The sequence below is a fragment of the Bradyrhizobium sp. 197 genome, assembly GCF_023073375.1.
GTDB lineage: Bacteria > Pseudomonadota > Alphaproteobacteria > Rhizobiales > Xanthobacteraceae > Bradyrhizobium.
In genome coordinates this window covers 1-19,192 of sequence record NZ_JADPJJ010000176.1, presented here as the reverse complement: position 1 = coordinate 19,192, position 19,192 = coordinate 1, and the positions used below count along the sequence as shown (strand labels likewise).

Annotated in this window: 17 protein-coding genes and 1 pseudogene; 6 read left to right on the top strand and 12 right to left on the bottom strand. The window is 59.1% G+C overall.

The annotated features are described in order from the left end of the window. A pseudogene (locus IVB27_RS38605) lies at positions 1 to 97 on the bottom strand (PilZ domain-containing protein); the annotation flags it as partial. Then, the gene (locus tag IVB27_RS38600; RefSeq protein WP_247447821.1) at positions 94 to 1,197 is read right to left on the bottom strand and encodes a DUF2336 domain-containing protein; all 1,104 of its coding nucleotides are present in this window, start codon (positions 1,195 to 1,197) and stop codon (positions 94 to 96) included. The pseudogene IVB27_RS38605 and the gene IVB27_RS38600, both read right to left, overlap by 4 nt. 1,320 nt (positions 1,198 to 2,517) lie before the next feature. On the opposite strand from IVB27_RS38600, the gene IVB27_RS38595 reads away from it, so the two are divergent. The 4 genes from IVB27_RS38595 (at position 2,518) to IVB27_RS38580 (ending at position 6,944) form a co-directional block, all read left to right on the top strand. Next, complete coding sequence (locus IVB27_RS38595) at positions 2,518 to 2,913, top strand: hypothetical protein (RefSeq protein WP_247447820.1); 396 nt, start codon at positions 2,518 to 2,520, stop codon at positions 2,911 to 2,913. A 165-nt stretch (positions 2,914 to 3,078) separates the two neighbouring features. After that, positions 3,079 to 3,327 (top strand): hypothetical protein, encoded by a 249-nt coding sequence (locus IVB27_RS38590; protein ID WP_247447819.1) that lies wholly within the window; start codon positions 3,079 to 3,081, stop codon positions 3,325 to 3,327. Positions 3,328 to 3,822: 495 nt separating this feature from the next. After that, a complete protein-coding gene (locus IVB27_RS38585; protein WP_247447818.1) occupies positions 3,823 to 4,053 on the top strand; it encodes a DUF6894 family protein in 231 nt (76 codons plus the stop codon). Positions 4,054 to 5,099: 1,046 nt separating this feature from the next. Beyond that, a complete protein-coding gene (locus tag IVB27_RS38580; RefSeq protein WP_247447817.1) occupies positions 5,100 to 6,944 on the top strand; it encodes a caspase family protein in 1,845 nt (614 codons plus the stop codon). A 765-nt stretch (positions 6,945 to 7,709) separates the two neighbouring features. Here IVB27_RS38580 and IVB27_RS43940 read toward each other — a convergent pair. The 4 genes from IVB27_RS43940 to IVB27_RS38565 all read right to left on the bottom strand — a co-directional run bounded on the left by IVB27_RS43940 (position 7,710) and on the right by IVB27_RS38565 (position 9,942). Further along, entirely contained in the window at positions 7,710 to 8,009 is a 300-nt protein-coding gene (locus tag IVB27_RS43940) for a DUF7662 domain-containing protein (protein WP_524536549.1), read from the bottom strand. Then, a complete protein-coding gene (locus tag IVB27_RS38575) occupies positions 8,006 to 8,185 on the bottom strand; it encodes a hypothetical protein (protein ID WP_247447816.1) in 180 nt (59 codons plus the stop codon). Before IVB27_RS38575 ends, IVB27_RS43940 begins: the two co-directional genes overlap by 4 nt. A 618-nt stretch (positions 8,186 to 8,803) precedes the next feature. Beyond that, on the bottom strand, positions 8,804 to 9,178 hold the full coding sequence (locus tag IVB27_RS38570) for a cupin domain-containing protein (RefSeq protein WP_247342606.1): 375 nt from the start codon (positions 9,176 to 9,178) through the stop codon (positions 8,804 to 8,806). Continuing rightward, positions 9,178 to 9,942, bottom strand: a complete 765-nt coding sequence (locus tag IVB27_RS38565) for a Crp/Fnr family transcriptional regulator (RefSeq protein WP_247342604.1) — start codon at positions 9,940 to 9,942, stop codon at positions 9,178 to 9,180. Before IVB27_RS38565 ends, IVB27_RS38570 begins: the two co-directional genes overlap by 1 nt. Before the next feature lie 566 nt (positions 9,943 to 10,508). Between IVB27_RS38565 and IVB27_RS38560 the strand changes: the two genes are divergently transcribed. Then, complete coding sequence (locus IVB27_RS38560) at positions 10,509 to 11,240, top strand: Crp/Fnr family transcriptional regulator (RefSeq protein ID WP_247342602.1); 732 nt, start codon at positions 10,509 to 10,511, stop codon at positions 11,238 to 11,240. Positions 11,241 to 11,824: 584 nt separating this feature from the next. On the opposite strand, the gene IVB27_RS38555 is transcribed toward IVB27_RS38560, so the two are convergent. The 6 genes from IVB27_RS38555 to IVB27_RS38530 form a co-directional block, all read right to left on the bottom strand. Next, positions 11,825 to 12,025, bottom strand: a complete 201-nt coding sequence (locus IVB27_RS38555) for a hypothetical protein (RefSeq protein ID WP_247447815.1) — start codon at positions 12,023 to 12,025, stop codon at positions 11,825 to 11,827. 152 nt (positions 12,026 to 12,177) lie between these two features. Continuing rightward, positions 12,178 to 12,462, bottom strand: a complete 285-nt coding sequence (locus tag IVB27_RS38550) for a hypothetical protein (RefSeq protein ID WP_247447814.1) — start codon at positions 12,460 to 12,462, stop codon at positions 12,178 to 12,180. 261 nt (positions 12,463 to 12,723) lie between these two features. Beyond that, the gene (locus tag IVB27_RS38545; protein WP_247447813.1) at positions 12,724 to 13,884 is read right to left on the bottom strand and encodes a PAS domain-containing sensor histidine kinase; all 1,161 of its coding nucleotides are present in this window, start codon (positions 13,882 to 13,884) and stop codon (positions 12,724 to 12,726) included. Then, the gene (locus IVB27_RS38540) at positions 13,885 to 14,673 is read right to left on the bottom strand and encodes an alpha/beta fold hydrolase (RefSeq protein WP_247447812.1); all 789 of its coding nucleotides are present in this window, start codon (positions 14,671 to 14,673) and stop codon (positions 13,885 to 13,887) included. It abuts the gene before it with no gap. Positions 14,674 to 14,700: 27 nt separating this feature from the next. Further along, positions 14,701 to 15,162, bottom strand: a complete 462-nt coding sequence (locus tag IVB27_RS38535) for a response regulator (RefSeq protein WP_247447811.1) — start codon at positions 15,160 to 15,162, stop codon at positions 14,701 to 14,703. Between the two features lie 246 nt (positions 15,163 to 15,408). Further along, entirely contained in the window at positions 15,409 to 16,128 is a 720-nt protein-coding gene (locus IVB27_RS38530; protein WP_247447810.1) for a DJ-1/PfpI family protein, read from the bottom strand. Positions 16,129 to 17,009: 881 nt separating this feature from the next. Here IVB27_RS38530 and IVB27_RS38525 point away from each other — a divergent pair. Then, entirely contained in the window at positions 17,010 to 18,179 is a 1,170-nt protein-coding gene (locus IVB27_RS38525) for a sensor histidine kinase (protein ID WP_247447809.1), read from the top strand. Positions 18,180 to 19,192: the final 1,013 nt, after the last annotated feature.

Below are 19,192 nucleotides of genomic sequence, written 5' to 3'. Positions count from 1 at the left end.
CGCAGCTTCGCCGCCAAGTGCCGTCGGAGCCCATCAGGTTGACGGCCTGCCTGTGGTCCATCCGCACCCGAGATGCCTTGCGACCATCGAATTTCATCGGCCCGCTCTCGATTTTGCAGTGCGATCGTCGGCGCCCGCAGAGATTGCTCCCCAACGAACGGACCATTGGCTGGTCGACAGATGAAGCTTTTCAAACAGCTCCTGAGCTCGTTCGCGTTCGGTCAGTGAAAGGCGCGGGCCGCGATTGTTGAGGATGGCCTGCGTCGTCTGCCAATTCAGGCGCGACGCCCGACACGCCATCACCACGCCTTCGCAATCGGGCTCCGCCATTACGTGCTCGACGACCTCGACGGGTGCTCCGGACAGCACCGACAGCGCAGTGTACAGATTGGCGGTCTCGTTCCGGATCACGAACCGATTGACGGTCGAGTCGTTCAGCTTGCCGGCGCGGTTCAGCGATACGATCTCCGGCCTCGCAGCAGCGTACTCTGTGTCCCAAAGGCGCTTCACCGTCACCGGCATTTCGGAGGACGTGGTTGCCCCTGAAAAAGCGCAGGGACGCGCGTCGGCGTTCGTGAGGGTTGCTGGTCGTGGAGATGCCGATAGCAGCGCGCGGACAACCATGTCCGGTGTGCCTGGCCTCAACGCCAGAGCCTTGGTGATCTCGTCATCCTGCTCGGCCTTGCCGATCAAGATGGAATAGCCGGCGTCGGAAAATCCCGCCGCTGGATTTCCGATAATCGCCAGACAAACCTTGCTGCTGCCGCGCTGCAACAGCACGTCGGTCACGGCATTTTCGATCTCGTGCCTGTCAGCAATGGCGAGGAGGTGACTCTCGCTGCTGGACGCCGCGATCTCCATAAGATCCCCCGGCGTCAGCGCCGGGGATTGGCGCAGAACGGGAACCGCGATCGCGACGTCTTCGCATGAGGCAAGCCGCCGCAACGTCTTTTTCGGAGCCGTCCGCAGGTCTGCAAGAGCTGTACTGAGCTCGACAAGTGTGGAGGGGGCAATCCGAGCGATCAGACGAACAAGAACGTCGTCGAGCAGGTCAAGGTGCGGCTCTTGCAACCGGCCGTTGCCGGCAACAAGCAGCTCGACGGTGCGCCGAAGCATCCGAACACAACGTTCAGATGAGCTCCCAGCGATGGTGGCATCCAACTCGACAATAAGATCGGCTGCAGAAATTGCCGTCATTGGCGGGCCTTAATCGTCAAAAAAAAGTTGTTCAATGATAGGAATTACGCGCTAAAATTGTTAACATTGAATTGTTCATCTGGGTCACACCGGTATCGTGGAACCGTGATTGCCCGGAAATATCATCGAAACCGGCCGCGCCGTTTCGCCTACTTTGCGTGAGTATTGATGACCAAAGCGCCATGGCGGCGCGGCAGACCTTTCGTTTCAAGACGTCGAGCCGGTTCGCAGCTCGCTAGATCGCTGAACGTAGCTTCACGCCTTGGGTGAAGCTTCACGGATATTGCGGAGGAAGACGATAGGTAGAAGTCTCCTGGCCGGGCGGCCGGGGCTTTTTCAGGACACCAAAGCAGGTTTGCGATTACCTGGCTTTAGAGGCCAGCTTTCAAGGGTGGACCTGATTGCCAAACATTAGCCGATGTGAACGTGCGCGGTCCTTGTTCGATCTCTCGGGTGTCCCAATTGGAACAGCACCCGCTGCCCGGTACTGTCCCAATCGAACGACCGTTTTCCGAAATTAGTACAGTCGGCTTTGATCTTGAATCCGAGGACGCCTTCTATCCCCGCGTCTGTCCCGACATGAAATGCACTGTCTTCCCCGTGAAAGCCCTAGCCACCGCCCGCCTAAGGCCCTTTTCGTCTCGCAAAGGGGAATTAGGACAGTGCTCCAACTTCGGCTGATATCCTGGCCGCCTGCCGCGACAATTCGCTCGCTCGCGCGATGTCATCGACTCCTCGGCGAGCGGTCAGCCGTCGGTTAGGCCGGGACGATGGGATCGCTTGGCGCGAGTGCATCGGCAGGTCTGGAGTCGGGGGTAGAGCAGAAGTCCTCGCCTCCGGTACCGACTGCCGCCTTCGAACCCACAGCCGACACCGCGTTGGTTGGGACGTGGCGCACTTCTGCGGATGCGATCGCTGGGCGCACAACGTTGCTGCATCTACTTGGCTTGCACCAAGGTCGACCCATCACCAAGCCTAAACGCGTCCGGCACCGAAATCCTAATAATCCGAATTAAACTTAAGCTGGCGGCCTTAAATAGGTCAGCCTTACACTCAGTAGTTCTCCGAGATAGCGCATTAGGCTTGGCCCGGTATGATGTGGATGCCGGGGCTGGTATTTCATCCCGAACAAGATTGCGACCGGCAGGGGTCGCCGAAAGGCGGCCCCTTTGATTCAGATGAAAAAACCCAGCCGGCACGGTTGAGGTCGCAGCGGGAAATGAGCCTTTGCTAAAGATTCTGGACAGCTCTCGGATGCGGCGTAAGTTAGTATAGTATTTTAAGTTGTTGCGTTGGGGCAGGTGTGCTGTGAGTTTAGCAGTGTCGATCCTCAAGCTTTTGGATGGCCAGCCCGACGGTCAAGCCAGCCTCGATGCCGTCAAGCAGTATCTGGCCGTGTACTATTCGAGTGGCCCCGAGTGGTTGCAGCGGATGAAGGCTCTGGCAGAGCGGGCACCATCAACCATCAACATCTTCGGCCAGAAGCTGGTCACGCGAGAGCCAGGCGCGTGGCGTGTTACGGAGGCGGGGAGAACCTTCCTGGCCGCCTTGGAGCGTCCGACGGCTGCCGTTCCGGGGCGCACGCTTGATGATCTGATAGATCGACCGCTGGCGAGCCAGTTCCCACCCCTTGCCGGCTCTAACTTCCGTACCAATGATCGCGGGGGGCGTCGCGGGAAAAGGCGGCGGACTGCGCGCGAGCGCCGCTCGGCATAGCGGCGGGGCCGCGCGCTCTTCGTCGAGGTGTGCCGCAAGATCGGCTTGCTCGCAAGCCAGGAACACGACCAGAAGCCGCGCAACTCTGGACGAACGCCTCTGAAACCTGTTCACTCAAATCGAAGTGCACGCCGAGCCCGCAACGCCGTATCAGGCGATGGGTGCATGAGGACGACGTTCTCGAGCGCGCTCAGGCGCAGCTCGACAAAAATCCAAACGCCATGCGCGCACGCCGCGAGACCCGTCGAGCATCCGTTCGGCACACTGGAGATGCGCATGGGCGCGGCGCACGTCTTGTGCATGACGCTGCCGAAAGTTGCGACCGAGACGGCGCTGTGCGTGATCGGCTACAATCTGACAAGTGTGCTGAACAATGTCGGGATGAAACCGCTGCTGGCGGCGGTGAGGGCGTGACGGGCGCTGGCGCGCCCCATTGCGGTTCATGGGGGCCCTAAAAAGGAGCCTCGACATTGCGTCATGGTGAGTTCTGGTCGAGTGGCTCGTAAAAATTGCCCAATTGACTGGACCGCGGTAGCCTGAGTTCGCCTAGGACGGTATGCGTCATGCAACAGCGTTTTTACACAACAAAGACCCAAAGCGGACCATGACCCCGCTAATTCCGTGTTGACGATCAGTTCTAACGTTGCCTCGTGGTTTCAGCAGTGGCCTATTTGCTTTGTCGCCATCGCCCAGCTTGTCCAAGGCATCAGAAAGCCGACCCGACTTGAGCAACGCCCGCTCGCGATCGGCCAAGGTTCGGTAGCTACGTTCCATGGCTTCCAGGTGGTGGCGTGAAGGCGTCCTTGGCCGTTTCAAACGCCTCCCGGTATCGCTCCGCCAGTTTTAGGTATTCTTCCGGCGTCATGAGGCACCATAGGAACCGGCGCGTCTGGTTCGCATTCTTCGAGCATGCCGAGATATTTCTTCCACGTCCACAACATTGCGCCAAGCAAGGACGAGCAAGGCGAAGAGTTGCCGGATGACGAAGCAGCATGGCGGGAGGCCACGACCTTCGCAGGCGCTCTGTTCAGGGACGTCGATGGCAAGTTTCGGCCGGGCGAAGAATGGAGCCTAGAGGTAATGGACGAAGCCGGCAAACCGATCTACTTCATCAGCATTGGGTCTCGAAAAATGAAGTAAGCCCCCTTCGTTGCAGGCCTCTCATTCAGGCTACAGGAATTCCCCTCGGACGGAACTCTGAGTAGAGGATGCGCACATCAGCGCGCATGAGTCCCGGCTATGGCGGAATATCGCCTTTATCGGTTTGACAAAGATGGGCACATTCAGGGCCCCCCCTTATCGTCGATTGCGAAGACGATGACGCTGCCGTTACCCAAGCGAAGCAATACGTGGATGGCGTCCTATTCAAATCTTGGACCGCGCCCGTTGCGTGGCCGTATTGCCGTCCGCGGATTGAGGCCGGCTCAGCAGTCGCCTAGTTTCCTTTACGCTATTTTGGCGTGCGTCCAGAACAGGCTGACCTTAACATTCGTTAATAGCACGACCGGTTCAATTAGGGGATTGGTCATGGGCATCGAGGAAATGCACTCTCCGAAGTACTAGCGAGACCGCGCCGAGGAATTGCGGGCCAAGGCAAACAACTGCGCCCATCCCGAAACGCGGATGTTCTTCGCACCGTTGCTAAGAACTACGACGATCTCGCGCGGAGCGCTGAGGAAGTCCGACGTACCGCTGAAGCTCGCCCAGTCGCTGAGCAATATGCCGCCGATCAACGCGAGCTACAGCGGAGCTCCCGGGCCTGATGAATTAACGCCATTCGCTTTCGCGTCTCAGCGATGGCGGACCTAAGCAGTTCCGGCTCCAGTCGTATCTTCCGCACAGCTTCTTTGGCCTCGTCGCGGGCGCGGCGTTCATCGTTCTCCATGGCGCTCAGGATCACCTGGGTCCCCGCCACGCGCAATATCGCATGATAAAGGGCCCCATTGGCGGCCCCTTAGATCCGACTTCTGCTCGTGCCCCGTTGCCGACCTTCGCTTTTCAGGGCCGGTATATCTGCCTTCAGGAGATAAGCCGACTTTAACTGAAGTCGGTGCGGAAGCCAGCCTGTGACCCGTTGCAGACGTTCGGACAACCACCCAGACCATAAGCGTGATCAACGTCACAAAACAGAAGCTTGCGTTTTGGCAGGCTGTACATACGCTGCGCACATATTGCTCGGGGCTACGATGGGCGCGTTTCGCTGGTTTTCATTGTTCTTTTTCATCCTGACCTGCGGCTCGGCGCATGCCGAGCGCCGCGTTGCGCTAGTGATCGGAAACTCCGCCTATAAGAGCGTGCCCCGGCTTTCCAATCCGACGAACGATGCGGCGTTGGTTGGCGGCATGCTCAGGAAGGCCGGGTTCGACCTGGTCGATGTCAAGTTGGACCTTAGCGTCGTCGAGATGCGCAAGGCGCTACGTGAGTTCGGCAGTCGTACACGCGATGCCGATGTTGCCGTCGTCTACTACGCTGGTCATGGCATCGAACTGGACGGGAACAATTATCTCATTCCAACGGATGCGGTTCTGGAAACTGATACCGACGTCTATGACGAAGCATTTCAACTCGACAGGGTGCTGGTGACGGTCGAGCCTGCCAAGCAGTTACGGCTTGTGATCCTCGATGCCTGCCGAGACAACCCTTTTGCTAAGACGATGAAGCGCACCGTTGCCTCGCGCGCGATCGGTCGTGGCCTCGCCAAGATCGAGCCGGCCAGCCCGAACACTATGATCGCGTTCGCAGCGAAGGCGGGATCGACAGCCTCGGACGGCGATTCCAAGAATAGCCCATTCGCCGCCGCCCTCATTGAGCGTCTCCCTACGCCGGGGCTAGATTTACGCAAGGCGTTCGGCTTCGTCCGCGACGATGTCCTCAAGAATACCGGTTACAAGCAGGAGCCTTATGTTTATGGCTCGCTTGGCGGCGATGATGTTCCTTTGATTCCGGCCAAGCCGGCCGCCGTCGGGCCGCAGGCGAATCCACAAGACGCGATCCGCCGCGACTACGAGCTGGCGCTCCAGTTAGGCTCGCGCGAGGTCTGGGCGGCCTTCCTAGCTCAATATCCCGACGGCTTTTACGCCAGCCTCGCCAAGGGGCAACTGAGCAGAATTGCGGCTGAAGAGGCGCGGGAGGCCGCTGTGGACAAGTCCAAAAAGGCCGAGGACGAAAAGGCTCGTCTTGCGGCCGAGCGCGCCAACAAGGCCGAGCAGGACAAAGCGGCGGCCGCAGCCAAGACCGCCGAGACTGCAAAGCTCGCGGCAGAGAAGGCTAGGCAGGCCGAGGAAGCGAAAGCAACCGCTGCCGAGCAGCGGCGCAAGGAAGCGGAAGCCGCGGTCTCGAAGGCCTTCGCTGAGAAGCAGGTAGCTGAGAAGGCGCTCGCCGATAAGATCGCTGGCGAAAAGGCGGCCGCCGAGTTGGCCGCCAAACAGGCCGCGGATAAGAAGGTGCAGGTGGAGAGCGAACAAAAGATCGCAACCCTCGCTCCGGCAGCATCACAGCCCAACCTGTCCTCTCAGGAGACGGCGAAGCAGCTTCAGTCAGAACTGCGACGGGTCGGATGTCTGACAGCGGCAGCCGACGGTGATTGGAATGCGTCATCGCAGCGCTCCCTGACATCGTTCAACAAGTATGCCGGGACAAAGCTCGACAGCAAGTCTGCCAGCTTTGAGGCGCTCGACGCGATCAAGGCCAAGCCGATCCGGGTTTGCCCGCTGATCTGTGAGCGCGGCTTCAAGGCGGACGGCGACGAGTGCGTCAAGATCACCTGCCGCGCGGGTTCTCGCCTTAATGACGACAACGAATGCGAGAAGGTTCAGGACAAGAAACCGGCTGCGACGCGCGAACAGATCAAGAAGCGGGATACGGAACGGAAGAAGGATGAGACGGCACCCATGAAGCAGCAGTCATCCGGTCAAATGCTTTGCAACCAAGCTGGCTGCCGACCCGTCAGTCATGGATGCAAGCTCGTTGCGGACCCCTCGACGAGCAACTCTGCTGGAATTAATGGCCGCATGAGAGAAGTGTGCAATTGATTGGGCGGACAGATGCGTCTTTCGTGTTTTGTGATGAAGCTAACAAACCACCCTTGTCAAACGCTGGAAGCTCGCGAGGATAGTGAGTTAGCTCAAGGATCGTCGTCGGTCGGGAGAAAAGCCGGTGTAAGGATGAGATTGCCACGTCCCTTGAGCTACTCCGATCGCTGCTAATGGCCCAACGCGGAAAGTCTGCAACGTTCGCTTTTGCGCCGCTATCAGGGGCATAGCGGACCTCCATGGCGTCCGTGCTTCATGCGTTACGCGCCCTTGTTCACACGCGGCCGATCTTTTCCACCCAGACGCACTGTTGCTCGCGCGTTGTTCCGAGGCCTGCTCAGAGAGAATTTCAGTATGTCTTCCTCCTCGTTAGCTAGCAGCATGACAAAGACTGAGAGAACCGAGCGGCCACGAGAGCCTACCGCTAAGAGCAGCAGCAGAAGCGCCACGAGGTTACGGGCCAATTCGAAAAAATCTATCCGCCAGGCACCCGCATCAAAACAGGTCCGAACAATTTCGCTCGAATAGAACAGTGATGCGATTTGAGGGCTGAAGCTGAAGCGTTTTGGGTAGATCATGAGCGGCGAGGGAGGTTCATGATCAGCTGATTGCATCCAAATTCGGCCCGCACTACTCAATGGTCGAGTAGATGCGGGCTAGGAGCTTAGCGTATGCTCCACCGAATTCTAAGGCACTAAGCCAAGCAGTTATCCTGCTGCACGGTCATCACGCAGAACTTTTGTCATCATTGCGAGTCCTCCCGCGCTAAGAATCCGTGACTGGTGGGCGCGCGCAAGGACCAGTTTGACGAAATTCAACCGCTCGCTGCTTCAGAGATACCCTGGCCGTGAACCCAGCGTCCAGCCACGCCAAAGCTTGCGTGTGACCAGCTTTTCGCGAGCTTTCATTTCCCCACCACGCGCTGAACTTATACGCGGAGGCAGGTAACGGCCTTCCAAGAATCTCTTCGATTTCGGGAAATGTCAGCCGAACAGCTTGCCCCCGCATGCTTCCCAGCTTCCGCCGTAGCGGATCGTAAGCAGACGTAGCCCTTCGACGCGTCACGTCGGCTCGCGGCTCGTGATGATGTTGAAGTTGCGCGCGGCCAGCTCTAACTCAAGATCGGTGATCCGTTCAAAGATACGAGCGGCGATCGCCTCCGAGCCTTTGGCGGATGACTGGATGCCAAGCGATGCAACTTCGTCTCTGAGAATTTTTGCCACAATCAAATGGATGGCCATTTGGACCTGTAATCCTGAAACGCTAACTCAACCGCAACTGGAGGGCGAACGCAAGTGCTATCAAATGAGGTGACATGAAGGGCAAGGCTAAAATGTTGGGCTCCTGCAAATCTAGAGCTGCGGAGTTCGGACCCGCGCCGACGGTAAGCGCGTCGGCGCCGCTCGATGAGCCTCCTGGGAGGCTTCGCCACCAAACAAATCGGGGATCTATGCTGGCCGGACCCTCAAAGGTGAAAAGCCGGCCGATCTGCCGGGCCAACGATCCGACAAGCTCGAAATTGATCGTCAACCTCAAGGCCGCCCAAGCGCTTGGGCTCGATACGCCGCTCACCCTGCTCGGGAGGCTGACGAGATCGTCGAATATACTCGGCTTATCTTCTCGGCCGCGCTCGCGAAGCACAAACCTTGGTCTCGCCATGTGAAGCGAGGAGCCCCCGGACCGGCTAGGGTCGCTGCACGCCGGGTGCGCGACATCATAATCTATAATCTCCGCCAGGCCGTCGAGAGGCTGGCCCGCTGCAGCGTCGGAATCTCCACGCGCGGACGATGCGATGCGCATTACCGGAACTCGATAGGCCGAGCGCTCTGCAGGCGGCGCGACGGCTATGTGTGACCGAGCTAGGACTTGTCAGCAGAATCTCGGGCGAGACTGATCTTCCAAATCCGGATCTCTCCATCCGTGCGTTCAAAGCGATGCGGGTGGCCCCGCGGGATGAACAGCAAATCGCCGGCCGTGCATTCCATCTCTTTGCCGTCCAGGCGCAAACTCCCATAGCCCGAAACGATAATATAGATGGCATCAGCGGAACCGTCGTCGGGTGCTCCGCTTTCAACGCGGTCAAAAGGCAGGATGCTGAGAGAAGACGCTTCGGACCTGTAGCAAACGCGCAAGGTTTCGCACGCTTCCCTCCAGCTCATACCTGACGCGATCTCCGTCAGGTTGATCGGAGTGCCCTCAGCGGGAGACGACCGCGCATCCAGAAAAGTAGACATCAGATCAGCCCACGCATTCGCTTGGCGGGTTCGCTGTCAGGCTCCCGTTTTGCCCGATCGAGGTGCAGATAATTGCTTTCGAAACGTGCCGCATTGCGCAGCCCGGCAGGATCACACACCGTCCAGGTATTTCCCTCAATGCTGATCAGATTCTCCTGACGGAGGCGTCCCAGCATTCGGTTCACATACACTGGTGTGAGGCCGGTCGCGTCGGCCAGATCCGTCTGAGTCACGGGAAATTCGAACTTTTGGTCGTCCACCACTCCGAAGGCGCGCATCCGAAGGAATATTTCGTAGGTCAGAAACGCGATTCGCGCGTATGCGTCGCGACGGCCCACATCGATGATGCGTTCACGCAGGACGCCTTCGTCCTGCAAGGTGTTCCACCAGAACGCCAGCGCGATGCTTGGTCGATTGAGAAGGAGATCCTTCATGATTTCGCCGGAGATGGATGCGACGAGGCTCGGCGTTAATGTCCCGATACTGTGATCCATTTCATCGAGGATGAAGATTTCCGAATCGCAGGGATCGCCGGGCACCAGGAACGCCATAATCTGACGGGCGCCATCTTCAAGGTGTTTGTAGCGGCATGCCAAGCCGGTGATGACGAGGTGGATATCAGAAGAATGCTCCCCCTCCCTTATGATGTCCTGTCCCGGACCATACTGTCGCTGCCGCTCACAGCTAATACGGTTCAGCAATTGACGGTCTTCGTCACTGAACGGCGCGAACTGCTCCAGTTTCCTGATTAGCGGGCTGTCCATGGGTTTCCTCCGCGGGGAGAACGCCGGACGACACTTTTGGTGCCTCCTGTACCTCAATTGCACAATCGTGACCTTGATCTAGTTTAGTGTCGTGCTCGTGCCCTAGTCCGATAGTGCGCTCTATGGCGCGATTCACCCAAGATCAACTGAATCCCTCCATCGACGGTCAAGGCGGCCTGATTCGGGCAGAGTTCATCCCGGCATCGGATCAAACTTGCCAAAAATAGCGCTTTCTACGCGCGCATGGACTGCCTTAGGCGGGAAATTGTGCGCTGCATGACGAATACATCCGAACGTATTCAACACACGAAGGAGACGCTTTCGACAACAACCGAACTCGTCGCGTATAGCCAGGAAGCAATCGCACGGTCAGTTCATCTCCTTAAACTGAATAAGAGGATATGAGGACCGCTCGGACCTATTACTCGTTCCTTACTCCGGAGAGATTCGGCTTTTCGTCGTAGCGTCCGAATTGCACCTGGCCCTGCAACTTGGATTAGGTGTTCTTGGCATCTGTGAATCGACCTCAACGGATGGTCTTGCCCTCGGCCATCAGGAGACTCATCATGCATCCCACAGAAATCCTGATCCGACGATTGCGTGCGAACACTCGGCTGTCCGACGAGGACGCCGCCGCGATTGAGGCGCTGCCCGTCGATGTAAGGCGGTTGACAGCGGACACTTACGTCATTCGCGAAGGCGACTGCCCGAAACGTAGCTGTTTGGTCCTGAGTGGCTTCCTCTGCCGGTCTAAGATTGCCGAGAACGGCAAGCGTCAGATCCTGTCCTTCCACATTCCGGGAGACATTCCGGACCTACAGAGCCTTTTTCTCAAGGTCATGGACCATGATCTCGCTACAATGTCTGCGGCGACACTGGGCTTCGTCGAGCATTCCGCTCTTTCGGCGCTGATCGAGCAACGGCCCGCAGTCGCGCGCGCTTTCTGGTGCGAGACGCTGATCGATGCCGCAATCTTCCGAGAGTGGATCGTCAACGTCGCGGTGCGCCAAGCACCGGCCCGTATGGCGCATCTTCTCGCCGAAATGCGCGAACGCTTGGCGGCGGTCGGACTCGTCGGCGATGACGAGTTCGAGTTTCCTGTTACGCAATCCGAATTAGGGGAGGCGCTTGGGTTGAGCGTAGTCCACGTCAATCGCGTTCTTCAGGGTCTGCGCGCAGATGGCGTTCTTGATTTGCAGAATAAGATGGTCAGGCTCATCGACGTCGAGAAAGTCCTCATTGAGGGCGGATTTGATGCAGCTTATCTGCACCAGAATGGAAACGCGTCTCCATCCTGACGGCGTGCACGGCCTTGCCGGGATGACCGGTCGGCCTTCTTTAAATGCCGATTGGCGTCCCCTCAGTATGGGGTGAGAACAATGTCCGTTGCGGGTCACGGTGAGGGTCTGACTCAATGTGACGTTTCCGATCGGCCGTCAGAAGCGGACATCCATGCCATGAGTACACGCCCCGCGCGGCACGGAATGCTGATGCCATCGCCGGCAAGAAAGGCCGAACCAGTACGGTTGAGGACTTCGATAGCGTGGCGCTCTTCACGGATGGCTTCTTCAGCATCGCGCTGCGTAGTACGGTTCCTCAATAGCTGATGAATCCGACTCCCGCTCCCATCATCGGAGCGAGAGGAATGAAGCTGATGCTTTCAAGCTGGCAAGGTGCCGCGATTGAAGTTCGGCTCTGCTGCTGATCGGAGACTCTTTAAGTACGTCGCCTTGCGTGCTCTCTGGCTCGCTTACGTCAAGGATGCTGTTCACCCCTGTCGACTTCGTTCAATGCATCACCATGCCCGTCCGGACGGGCGCGCCCTCATTACTGGAGTCGAAAGAGCGTCGGCATCAGGTACACCGATTGCCGTTGGCTGTTCCTAGTTCTTCTTGGCTTCCGGAAAAATGCCGAGGACCTCGCCATGTGCATCGCGAACGGTGACAGTTCGCCCAGTCATCTCAGCCATCCGCTTCGCAAGCGCGCACGCCTCATCCGCATTTTCCAGATCGAGAGCGACCACCGACAGCTTTGTTGCGCCAGCTCCGATGATGGCAATATTGAAAGGTTTGTTATAGGCCACGGCGCAACTCCTGCTGTTGGCGGGTAGCGCGATCGTTGGTACAGCAACCGTGATTTAACGATTAGACACTTTGTGCACAAGTGAACATGGAACGTGGTTGCGCCACGCATCGGCGATACGCTGGTGAACGGAGCGTCTCAGACCGCCGACAATCACCATCCATAGAAGTTCTTGGCGATCGCCAGCGTCTCAAGTTCGCTCGTCTCGAAGGCTATCTTTTGCACGAGCATCACGTCTCCCTCGACGAGCTCGCCAACCGGTACAAAGCACCATCCCATTCCCAGCCGGCCGGATGCATCAATCTCGCGGACATTGGCCGACGTGCCCCGACGGATGCGATAGCGCGTACCCGTATCGCACCCGACCACTTCGAAATAGCATTTCCGATCGAACTGTGCGCGCTGCTGCGCAGTGAGCCAGCCGCGGAGCAGGCGCAAGCCCTTTCTCCGCCTCTCCTCCTGACAGCTTCGGTAGAAAGTCCCGCACGCCCGCCGCCGATAAATCCTGAGGTAATGAGAACCAGTCACGACAATCGCTCGTTCATTCTTGAAAGGCGGCAGTGACGACGAAATGGCAATGGAAGATGCCGAGAAGCCCGCGCGCGTTCCTAATGCTCGATGCACGCCGATTGCTGCCTTGGATTCGCCGCCCTGCCTCGATCACATTTTGTGAACGATGCCCGCCGAAGACCGCTCGCTTTATGGCGCGGAATGCGGCCGGAGCGAGCCATCGCCTCCAAGGGGCATTCGCAACGTGAACTTGGTTTCTGTGTCGGTCGAGTCAACGTTGATTGAACCTCCGTGTGCCTTCGCTATTTCGGACGCGATGTACAGACCAAGTCCCAGTCCTTGCGAAGGGCCGTGCGCCTTTCCTCGGTAGAACGGCTGAAACAGGCGCTTGCGAGCCTCCTCCGGAATAGCCGCGCCTCCATTAGCCACCGAGAGTTCGAACATCTCTGCTTTGGCGGTAGCTTCGACCCGCACGGGCCGGTCTGGCGCGCCGTGGCTGATCGCGTTGCCGAGCAGGTTCGAGAACAACTGGGCGATGCGGGCCGGATCGCAGAAGACCGGCCTCTCGACCTCGAAATTGGTCTCGATGCGGCGCTCCGGATGGGCCGCGACCAATTCGGCCACAACCTGGTCCAGCACGGGTTCGACGGCGGTGATGGCCTTAGACAGCGAGATGCCTCCTCCGAGGCGGCCGCGCGCCAGATCCATGACGCTTTCGATCATCTTGGCCATGCGGCCCACGCTGCTCTGCATCATGGCCTCTAGCCGCAGCGCGTCTTCCGGAGTCTTGGCCTTGAGCATCAGCCGTGCACCGGCTGCGATCGATGCGAGAGGATTGCGTAAGTCGTGACCGAGCACGGCGATGAACTGCTCACGCAGCTCCGCGTTCTCGCGCTCCTGGCGCAGACGTTCTTCGAGCACAGTTTTGAGCTCATCGCTTTGCTTGCGGGCGTCGATGAGCTCGCGCTCGTAGCGACGCCGGTCCGCCGCGCGCATGATCGTGAGGCGGGTGAACAGAAGCGCGTCTGTGTCGGTACGCCGCTCGCGGGCGTTGGCGATCGCAGGCAGCCGCGTTCCGTTTTTAGTCAGGAGATCGAGAGCGAACTCGTCGAAGAAGCCCTGCATCCGCAGCAGCGGCGCGACATGGGTCTCGAGGAATATGCGTCCCGCCATGTTGAGCAAGTCGCTCAGCCGCATCCCGGGAAGGTCATCGGGTGGGTAGCCCATCCAGTCCGCCAAAGTCCGATTGGCGCGATCGATGCGACCGTCCGGACGAACGGACAGGTACCCGCAGGGTGCGTTTTCGTAGAGGTCTTCGAAATCGCTGTCGGCGGGATGATTGTTGTTCACTCAGACGAATTCTCGGATGGAGGCCACGACTTCGTCTGGCGCGCTCAGGTTGGGACAATGGCCGGTTGCCTTCAGAACCACCATTTTGCTGTTCGGGATGTTGCGCTGGACGTACGCACCCACCTGTTGCCCGGCGATGATGTCTTCGCTGCACTGGAGGATCAGCGTGCGAGCGTTGACCTTGGCCAGGTCCGCGCGATTGTCGGACAGGAACGTGACCCGGGCGAACTCCTTGGCGATCGCGGGATCCGTACGGCAGAAGCTGTTGGTCAGCTCCTCGCCGAGTTCGGGACGGTCGGGGTTGCCCATGATGGCGGGCGCCATCTGCGCCGACCAGCCCATGTGGTTCTCCTCCAGAAAAGAAAGAAGCTCCTCGATCTGCTGGGCGCTGAAGCCGCCGAAATAGTCGCCATCGTCGATGTAGCGCGCCGAAGGCCCCACAAGGATGAGGCTTTCGAACAGCGTGGGGTCCTTGACCGCGGCCAAGACCCCGATCATTGCGCTGACGGAGTGCCCTACGAAGACCGCGCCCTTCAGCCCCAGCGCTTGCCCAATCTCGACGACGTCGTCGGCATAGCCGGACAATTTGGAATACCTCTGGCGATCATAAGCGGTGAGGTCTGAGCGTCCCGCTCCGACGTGGTCGAACAGCACCGTGCTGAAATCCGACTCGAAGGCCGGAGCCACGAAGCGCCACATGTTCTGGTCGCATCCGAATCCATGAGCGAACATCATGGCCCGCTCGCCTCGGCCGCGGACCTGCACGTTGTTGCGGAATTCGACTGACACCCGATTCTCCTTCGCTTCAGGCGATTATCATTCTTTTGACAAGCCTAGCGTCAACTTGAGCGGAACCCTTTTTCGGGCGGGCAGGGATCGGGAGTTCCGGATCAGGAGATCCGACAGAGCCTCGACCAACTGCGCCGGCGCGAAGGGCTTGGGCAGGATGATGCTGCGCGGCACGCCGTTGGAGGCCCAGCGATGAGCGCTGCCGCCAGAGACGTAGAGGATCGCGCAGCTTGGATCGTGTTCCCGTGCGAGGCGGGCGAGCGCCCACCCATCGATCCCAGCGCGACCCAGGTTGACGTCGGTGACGAGTGCCCGCGGCAGAGGCGCTCCGACTAGCAGATCGGCCGCCGCCTCGCCGGATGCGGCGCTTAGGACGCCATAACCTGCCTCGACTAAGGTCTCCTCCAGCATCTCGCGGAGAAGATCTTCGTCCTCCACCAGAAGAATGGTCGATCTTTCTGCGGGGCCGGGAGAGTTGCTCAGGTGCATCCTATCGCATTCTTTATCAAAACGGCATCCGCAGTTCACGACGGGTAGGCCACCCGCCTCAACGGAGGAAAGGACGAAGCGTTCACTTTTTCTTGCGATCGCACCAAGCAAAAATCAGGAGAAATGCTGGTGCACATTTCACCGATGGGCTGGGAGCAGTCAATTCGCCAATCGTCGGCCCGAGACGCACCTACGCAGGGACGAACGTCGGTAAGGCACTTCCCGCCGGCACCTCCGGTCGGGGCACTATCGCCCTGTGCGGATGAGGTCGATGAACCGATTCCAAGCGATCGTGGGAACGAGCCGGCGCTGGTCGGCGGGGATGCTGTCGTCCATCATTTTTTTGGCCAGGCGCTGTACCTCTTTGGAGGCCTTGCTCATGTGACCGGCATTGAAGGGCGGACGCGGATCGTATTCGATAACCAGTTGAATAGCCTCAGCCTGTTCGGCCCCGGCGATCTCGCCGGCCAGCCATAGCGCCAGGTCGATGCCGGCCGACACGCCGGCCGCCGTAACGACCTTCCCGGAGCGCACGACGCGCTCGTCGGGCCTGGGCTTCGCACCCATGGTCCGGAGCACGCCCATCTTGTACCAATGCGTGGTCGCGGGCTGCCCTTTCAGGATTCCCGCCGCGCCAAGGATCAGTGCCCCGGTGCAGACCGAGGCGGTCCACCTGGCCCTCCGGTGCACCTTACGCAGCCACTCGAGGACCTCGTCGTCGACCATCTGGCCCGGCGTTGTCGAGCCTCCGGGAACAACCACCACGTCTGGAGCGGTTGTCTCCGCGATCGAGTGGGTGGCTCCGAGCAGAAGCCTGCCGCCTTCCGCGACGACAGGTCCGACTTCCTTGCCGACGAACCGCACCTTCGCACCGGGGAGGCGCGACAGCACTTCCCAGGGGCCGACCGCATCGAGCGCCGTCACCCCCTGATAGAGAAGGATTGCGATCTCAAGGGATGCTGCCATCCGAACTCCTCCTTCACAGGTCCTGGGTTGGCCGGCCAACCCAGATAACCGGACAAGCCAGGTTAGTCCTGAGTCCCGTTGCGCCTTCGTCACATCCATCTTCGCTGTCGCGGCAGGTCCGATCTCAATGGTCCGAAACTCCCCGGAAGAAGCTTTCCACCTTCTGGGTAGGGCCCTATCATCTGGTACGCCAAATAGGTTTTGCGAGAAGGATTACGGCCACCTCCGGTAGTGCGTCGGGCAGCGCACGTGCCTTGTGGGCGTAAGCCGTGCCGCCCCTGCCGAGCCTCGAAAAGTCTGTGGAAGAGCCTAAGATTCGCGCCGCAGCGGTGACATTGAATGCTGGGCGGCTTCTGACGTTGGTTCAGTAGGTCCACAGCCGCAAACGGGAGCGCAATAGCGTCCCGCGAGCCGGGCTCAATCCAGCGCTGGAATAAAATGGAGGCCGCCGATAAAGCCGGCCTTACTCGTTGTCGTTCCGATAAGCTCTGAGTTCTGCGCGCATGCTAGCGCTTTCGAGAATGGCTAGTCGGCAAGCACTCCGCACGACCTCGGCCGTTTGCACAAGCTCTTGCCGCTGATCTCTCAGCTGGCAGGCTTCGTCGATGGGGATCGTGCACGGACTCAAGCATAGGCCAGCTTTTCACCGAATCGGCCATGTCACAAGTTAAGATGCGGCCTATTCAGCTTGCGGAGCTTCCCGATCAGTCCGCGCTGGTCGTCGGTGTGCAATGCGCGCCGGGGCACTGCGAAACGGACAGTAGGTACGTCAGTTCCAACAAGATGAACTTGACCTGTGCCGTTCGAACTTCGCTGCTCAAATTAAGCCGACAGCGCGATCGTGTCTTGGCACCCTTCGTCGATATAAGCGTTGAGGGATCATGAAGGGCGCGTCCGGTGAACAAGGCGGGGAGTGGGTACTGGAGAAGCTCCGGCGTCACATTCGTATTCTGGTCGACATTGGACGACTTTCGGGTGAGACCGGCGACTTTGACCGATTTTTAGGCCAAATCGTTGTCCAGATCGCCCGCGCGGTCGAGATTCATCACGTCAAGATCCTTCGATACCGTCCTGAGACGTCCGATCTCCTCCTTCTCGCCGGTGTCGGATGGAAGGACGGTGCGGTCGGCGCAGCTACGTTCTCGATCGGCCTGCGTTCTGCGCCAGGGCGAGCCTACCAAACAGCAGAGCCGGTCAGCATCAAGGAATTTGGTGAGGACAATGACTACCTCCGCTCCGATTTCCTAAAGGAACACGGCATCGTCTCCTTGAGCAACGTGCCGATTCTGATTGATGGCGCGGCATGGGGGGTGTTGGAAGTAGACAGCACGACGCCGCGCGACTTCAGCGAGGATACAACTGAGTTTCTAACGGCGGCGGCTGCATTGATAGCTATTGTTTTGCGTTATACGGCTCGGCCGGATCAAGAGGCTAGGCTGATAGAGGCTCTCGCTGAAGCGCAAAATCGCGAGGTCTTGCTTAACGAGATGCAGCATCGTGTGAAGAACAATTTCCAGCTCGTTCTATCCTCGATATCTATCCAGAAGCGCCGTTACAATGACCCCGAGGCCCGCCGGGCCCTCGACCAAGTTGCAAATCGCATCACCGCAATTTCTCTCGCGCACGATCAGCTCGCCCCTCGACAGGAAGGTCAGGTTGTCAGGCTTGGCCAATACATTCGGGCTCTTTGCAGCGCGATCCGCCAGCAGGTTGATCAGGTTGAATTCGACGTTGAATGCGACGAACTCGAATTGAGCATTGATCGGGCGTTGCCGGTCGGGCTTATCTTGAACGAGACTGCGATGAACAGCATCAAGCATGCGTTTGGCACCAGCCGCGGCACCATCAGGGTCCGATTGGTTGGAGGGGTCGGGTACGGCGAGGCCCGCTTGACGGTCTCAGATGACGGACATGGGATCCAAGGCGCCCACCAGAATGGGTCTGGGCTCAAGTTGATCGCCTCGCTTGCCAGGCAGATAGGAGGCGCTATCAACCAGGAAAGTAACGAAAGCGGCACGACGACGACCTTGACATTTCCCCTGATGAGATAATCGGCCGTCGACCGACGCGAATACCCCACATCCTCAGAGAGCTTCCAGCTTTAACAGATTTCGCAGCATGACGATGTAGACGACTGAGCCGATCGATATGGCCATTCCAATCAGTGTTAATCCGAGAAAAAATTGGCCAGCCGTTTCGTGTAAAGTCGGAGTGACAACCGATGCTTTGCGCCGTTGGTGAGGCTCGGAAAGTTCGAGGCCTCCACTTCAGCGGAATTCGGCGCCTGAATTCCGGCGCGGCTAAAGGCGGGAGGCATGAGGCGGCTTCAGAGCTTCTTATAACAGCCGCTAGAGTGGTCTTCGCGCATGGCGGACGTCGAATGTGCTTGCTGCAAAGGCGGCCATACAATCGCGACCGGCTGTCCAAACTTAGCCGCCCAGCGATACTCAATCGGAAGCTGAAGGATGCGGATTGTTGATCTCTACCGCCGAGGGAAATCCAAATACCCGGCAAAATAGGTATTAGGTATTAGTCTGCGACGGCAGGATCAGCCGCAGGGCTTTTCGGGTCTCGGAGCGGTTTCGCCGGCCAACTTTCACGGAGCCCCCGAGCTTTCGCCGAGAGACGTCCCGCCGGCCCTCTCGCTACCCGCAGCCTCTGTCCGTCGGCGCACGCGTCCGCCGGCTTTAACCCTCCAGGAACTTTCATGTTGTGCTCATCCGTAGATGCGGCATTCTGGCGTGCTTTTTTTCTTTGAGGGAAACAAGGTGATGGGCGAAATAAGCTCTCGGTTGCGTGCGAACATGGACCTCATTTTGAGGAGGTGTGCCGAGAACTTCCGCGTGCGGCGATCACGAGAGCCGTAAGTACATCGCGGAACAGTTGATCCAAGCGGCCGCGGCTGGTCAGAGCACCTTGGGCGAGCTGACGGCGGTCGCCAGAGGCGCCTTGGTGCGTCTCAACACTCGACCTAGGTCTGCCTAGCGGCTCCGGCTCAGGGCGCCGCCGGGACTAGCCGTCGGCAGGCCCTCCACCAGTACGACATCGCGCAGATCCTACGACC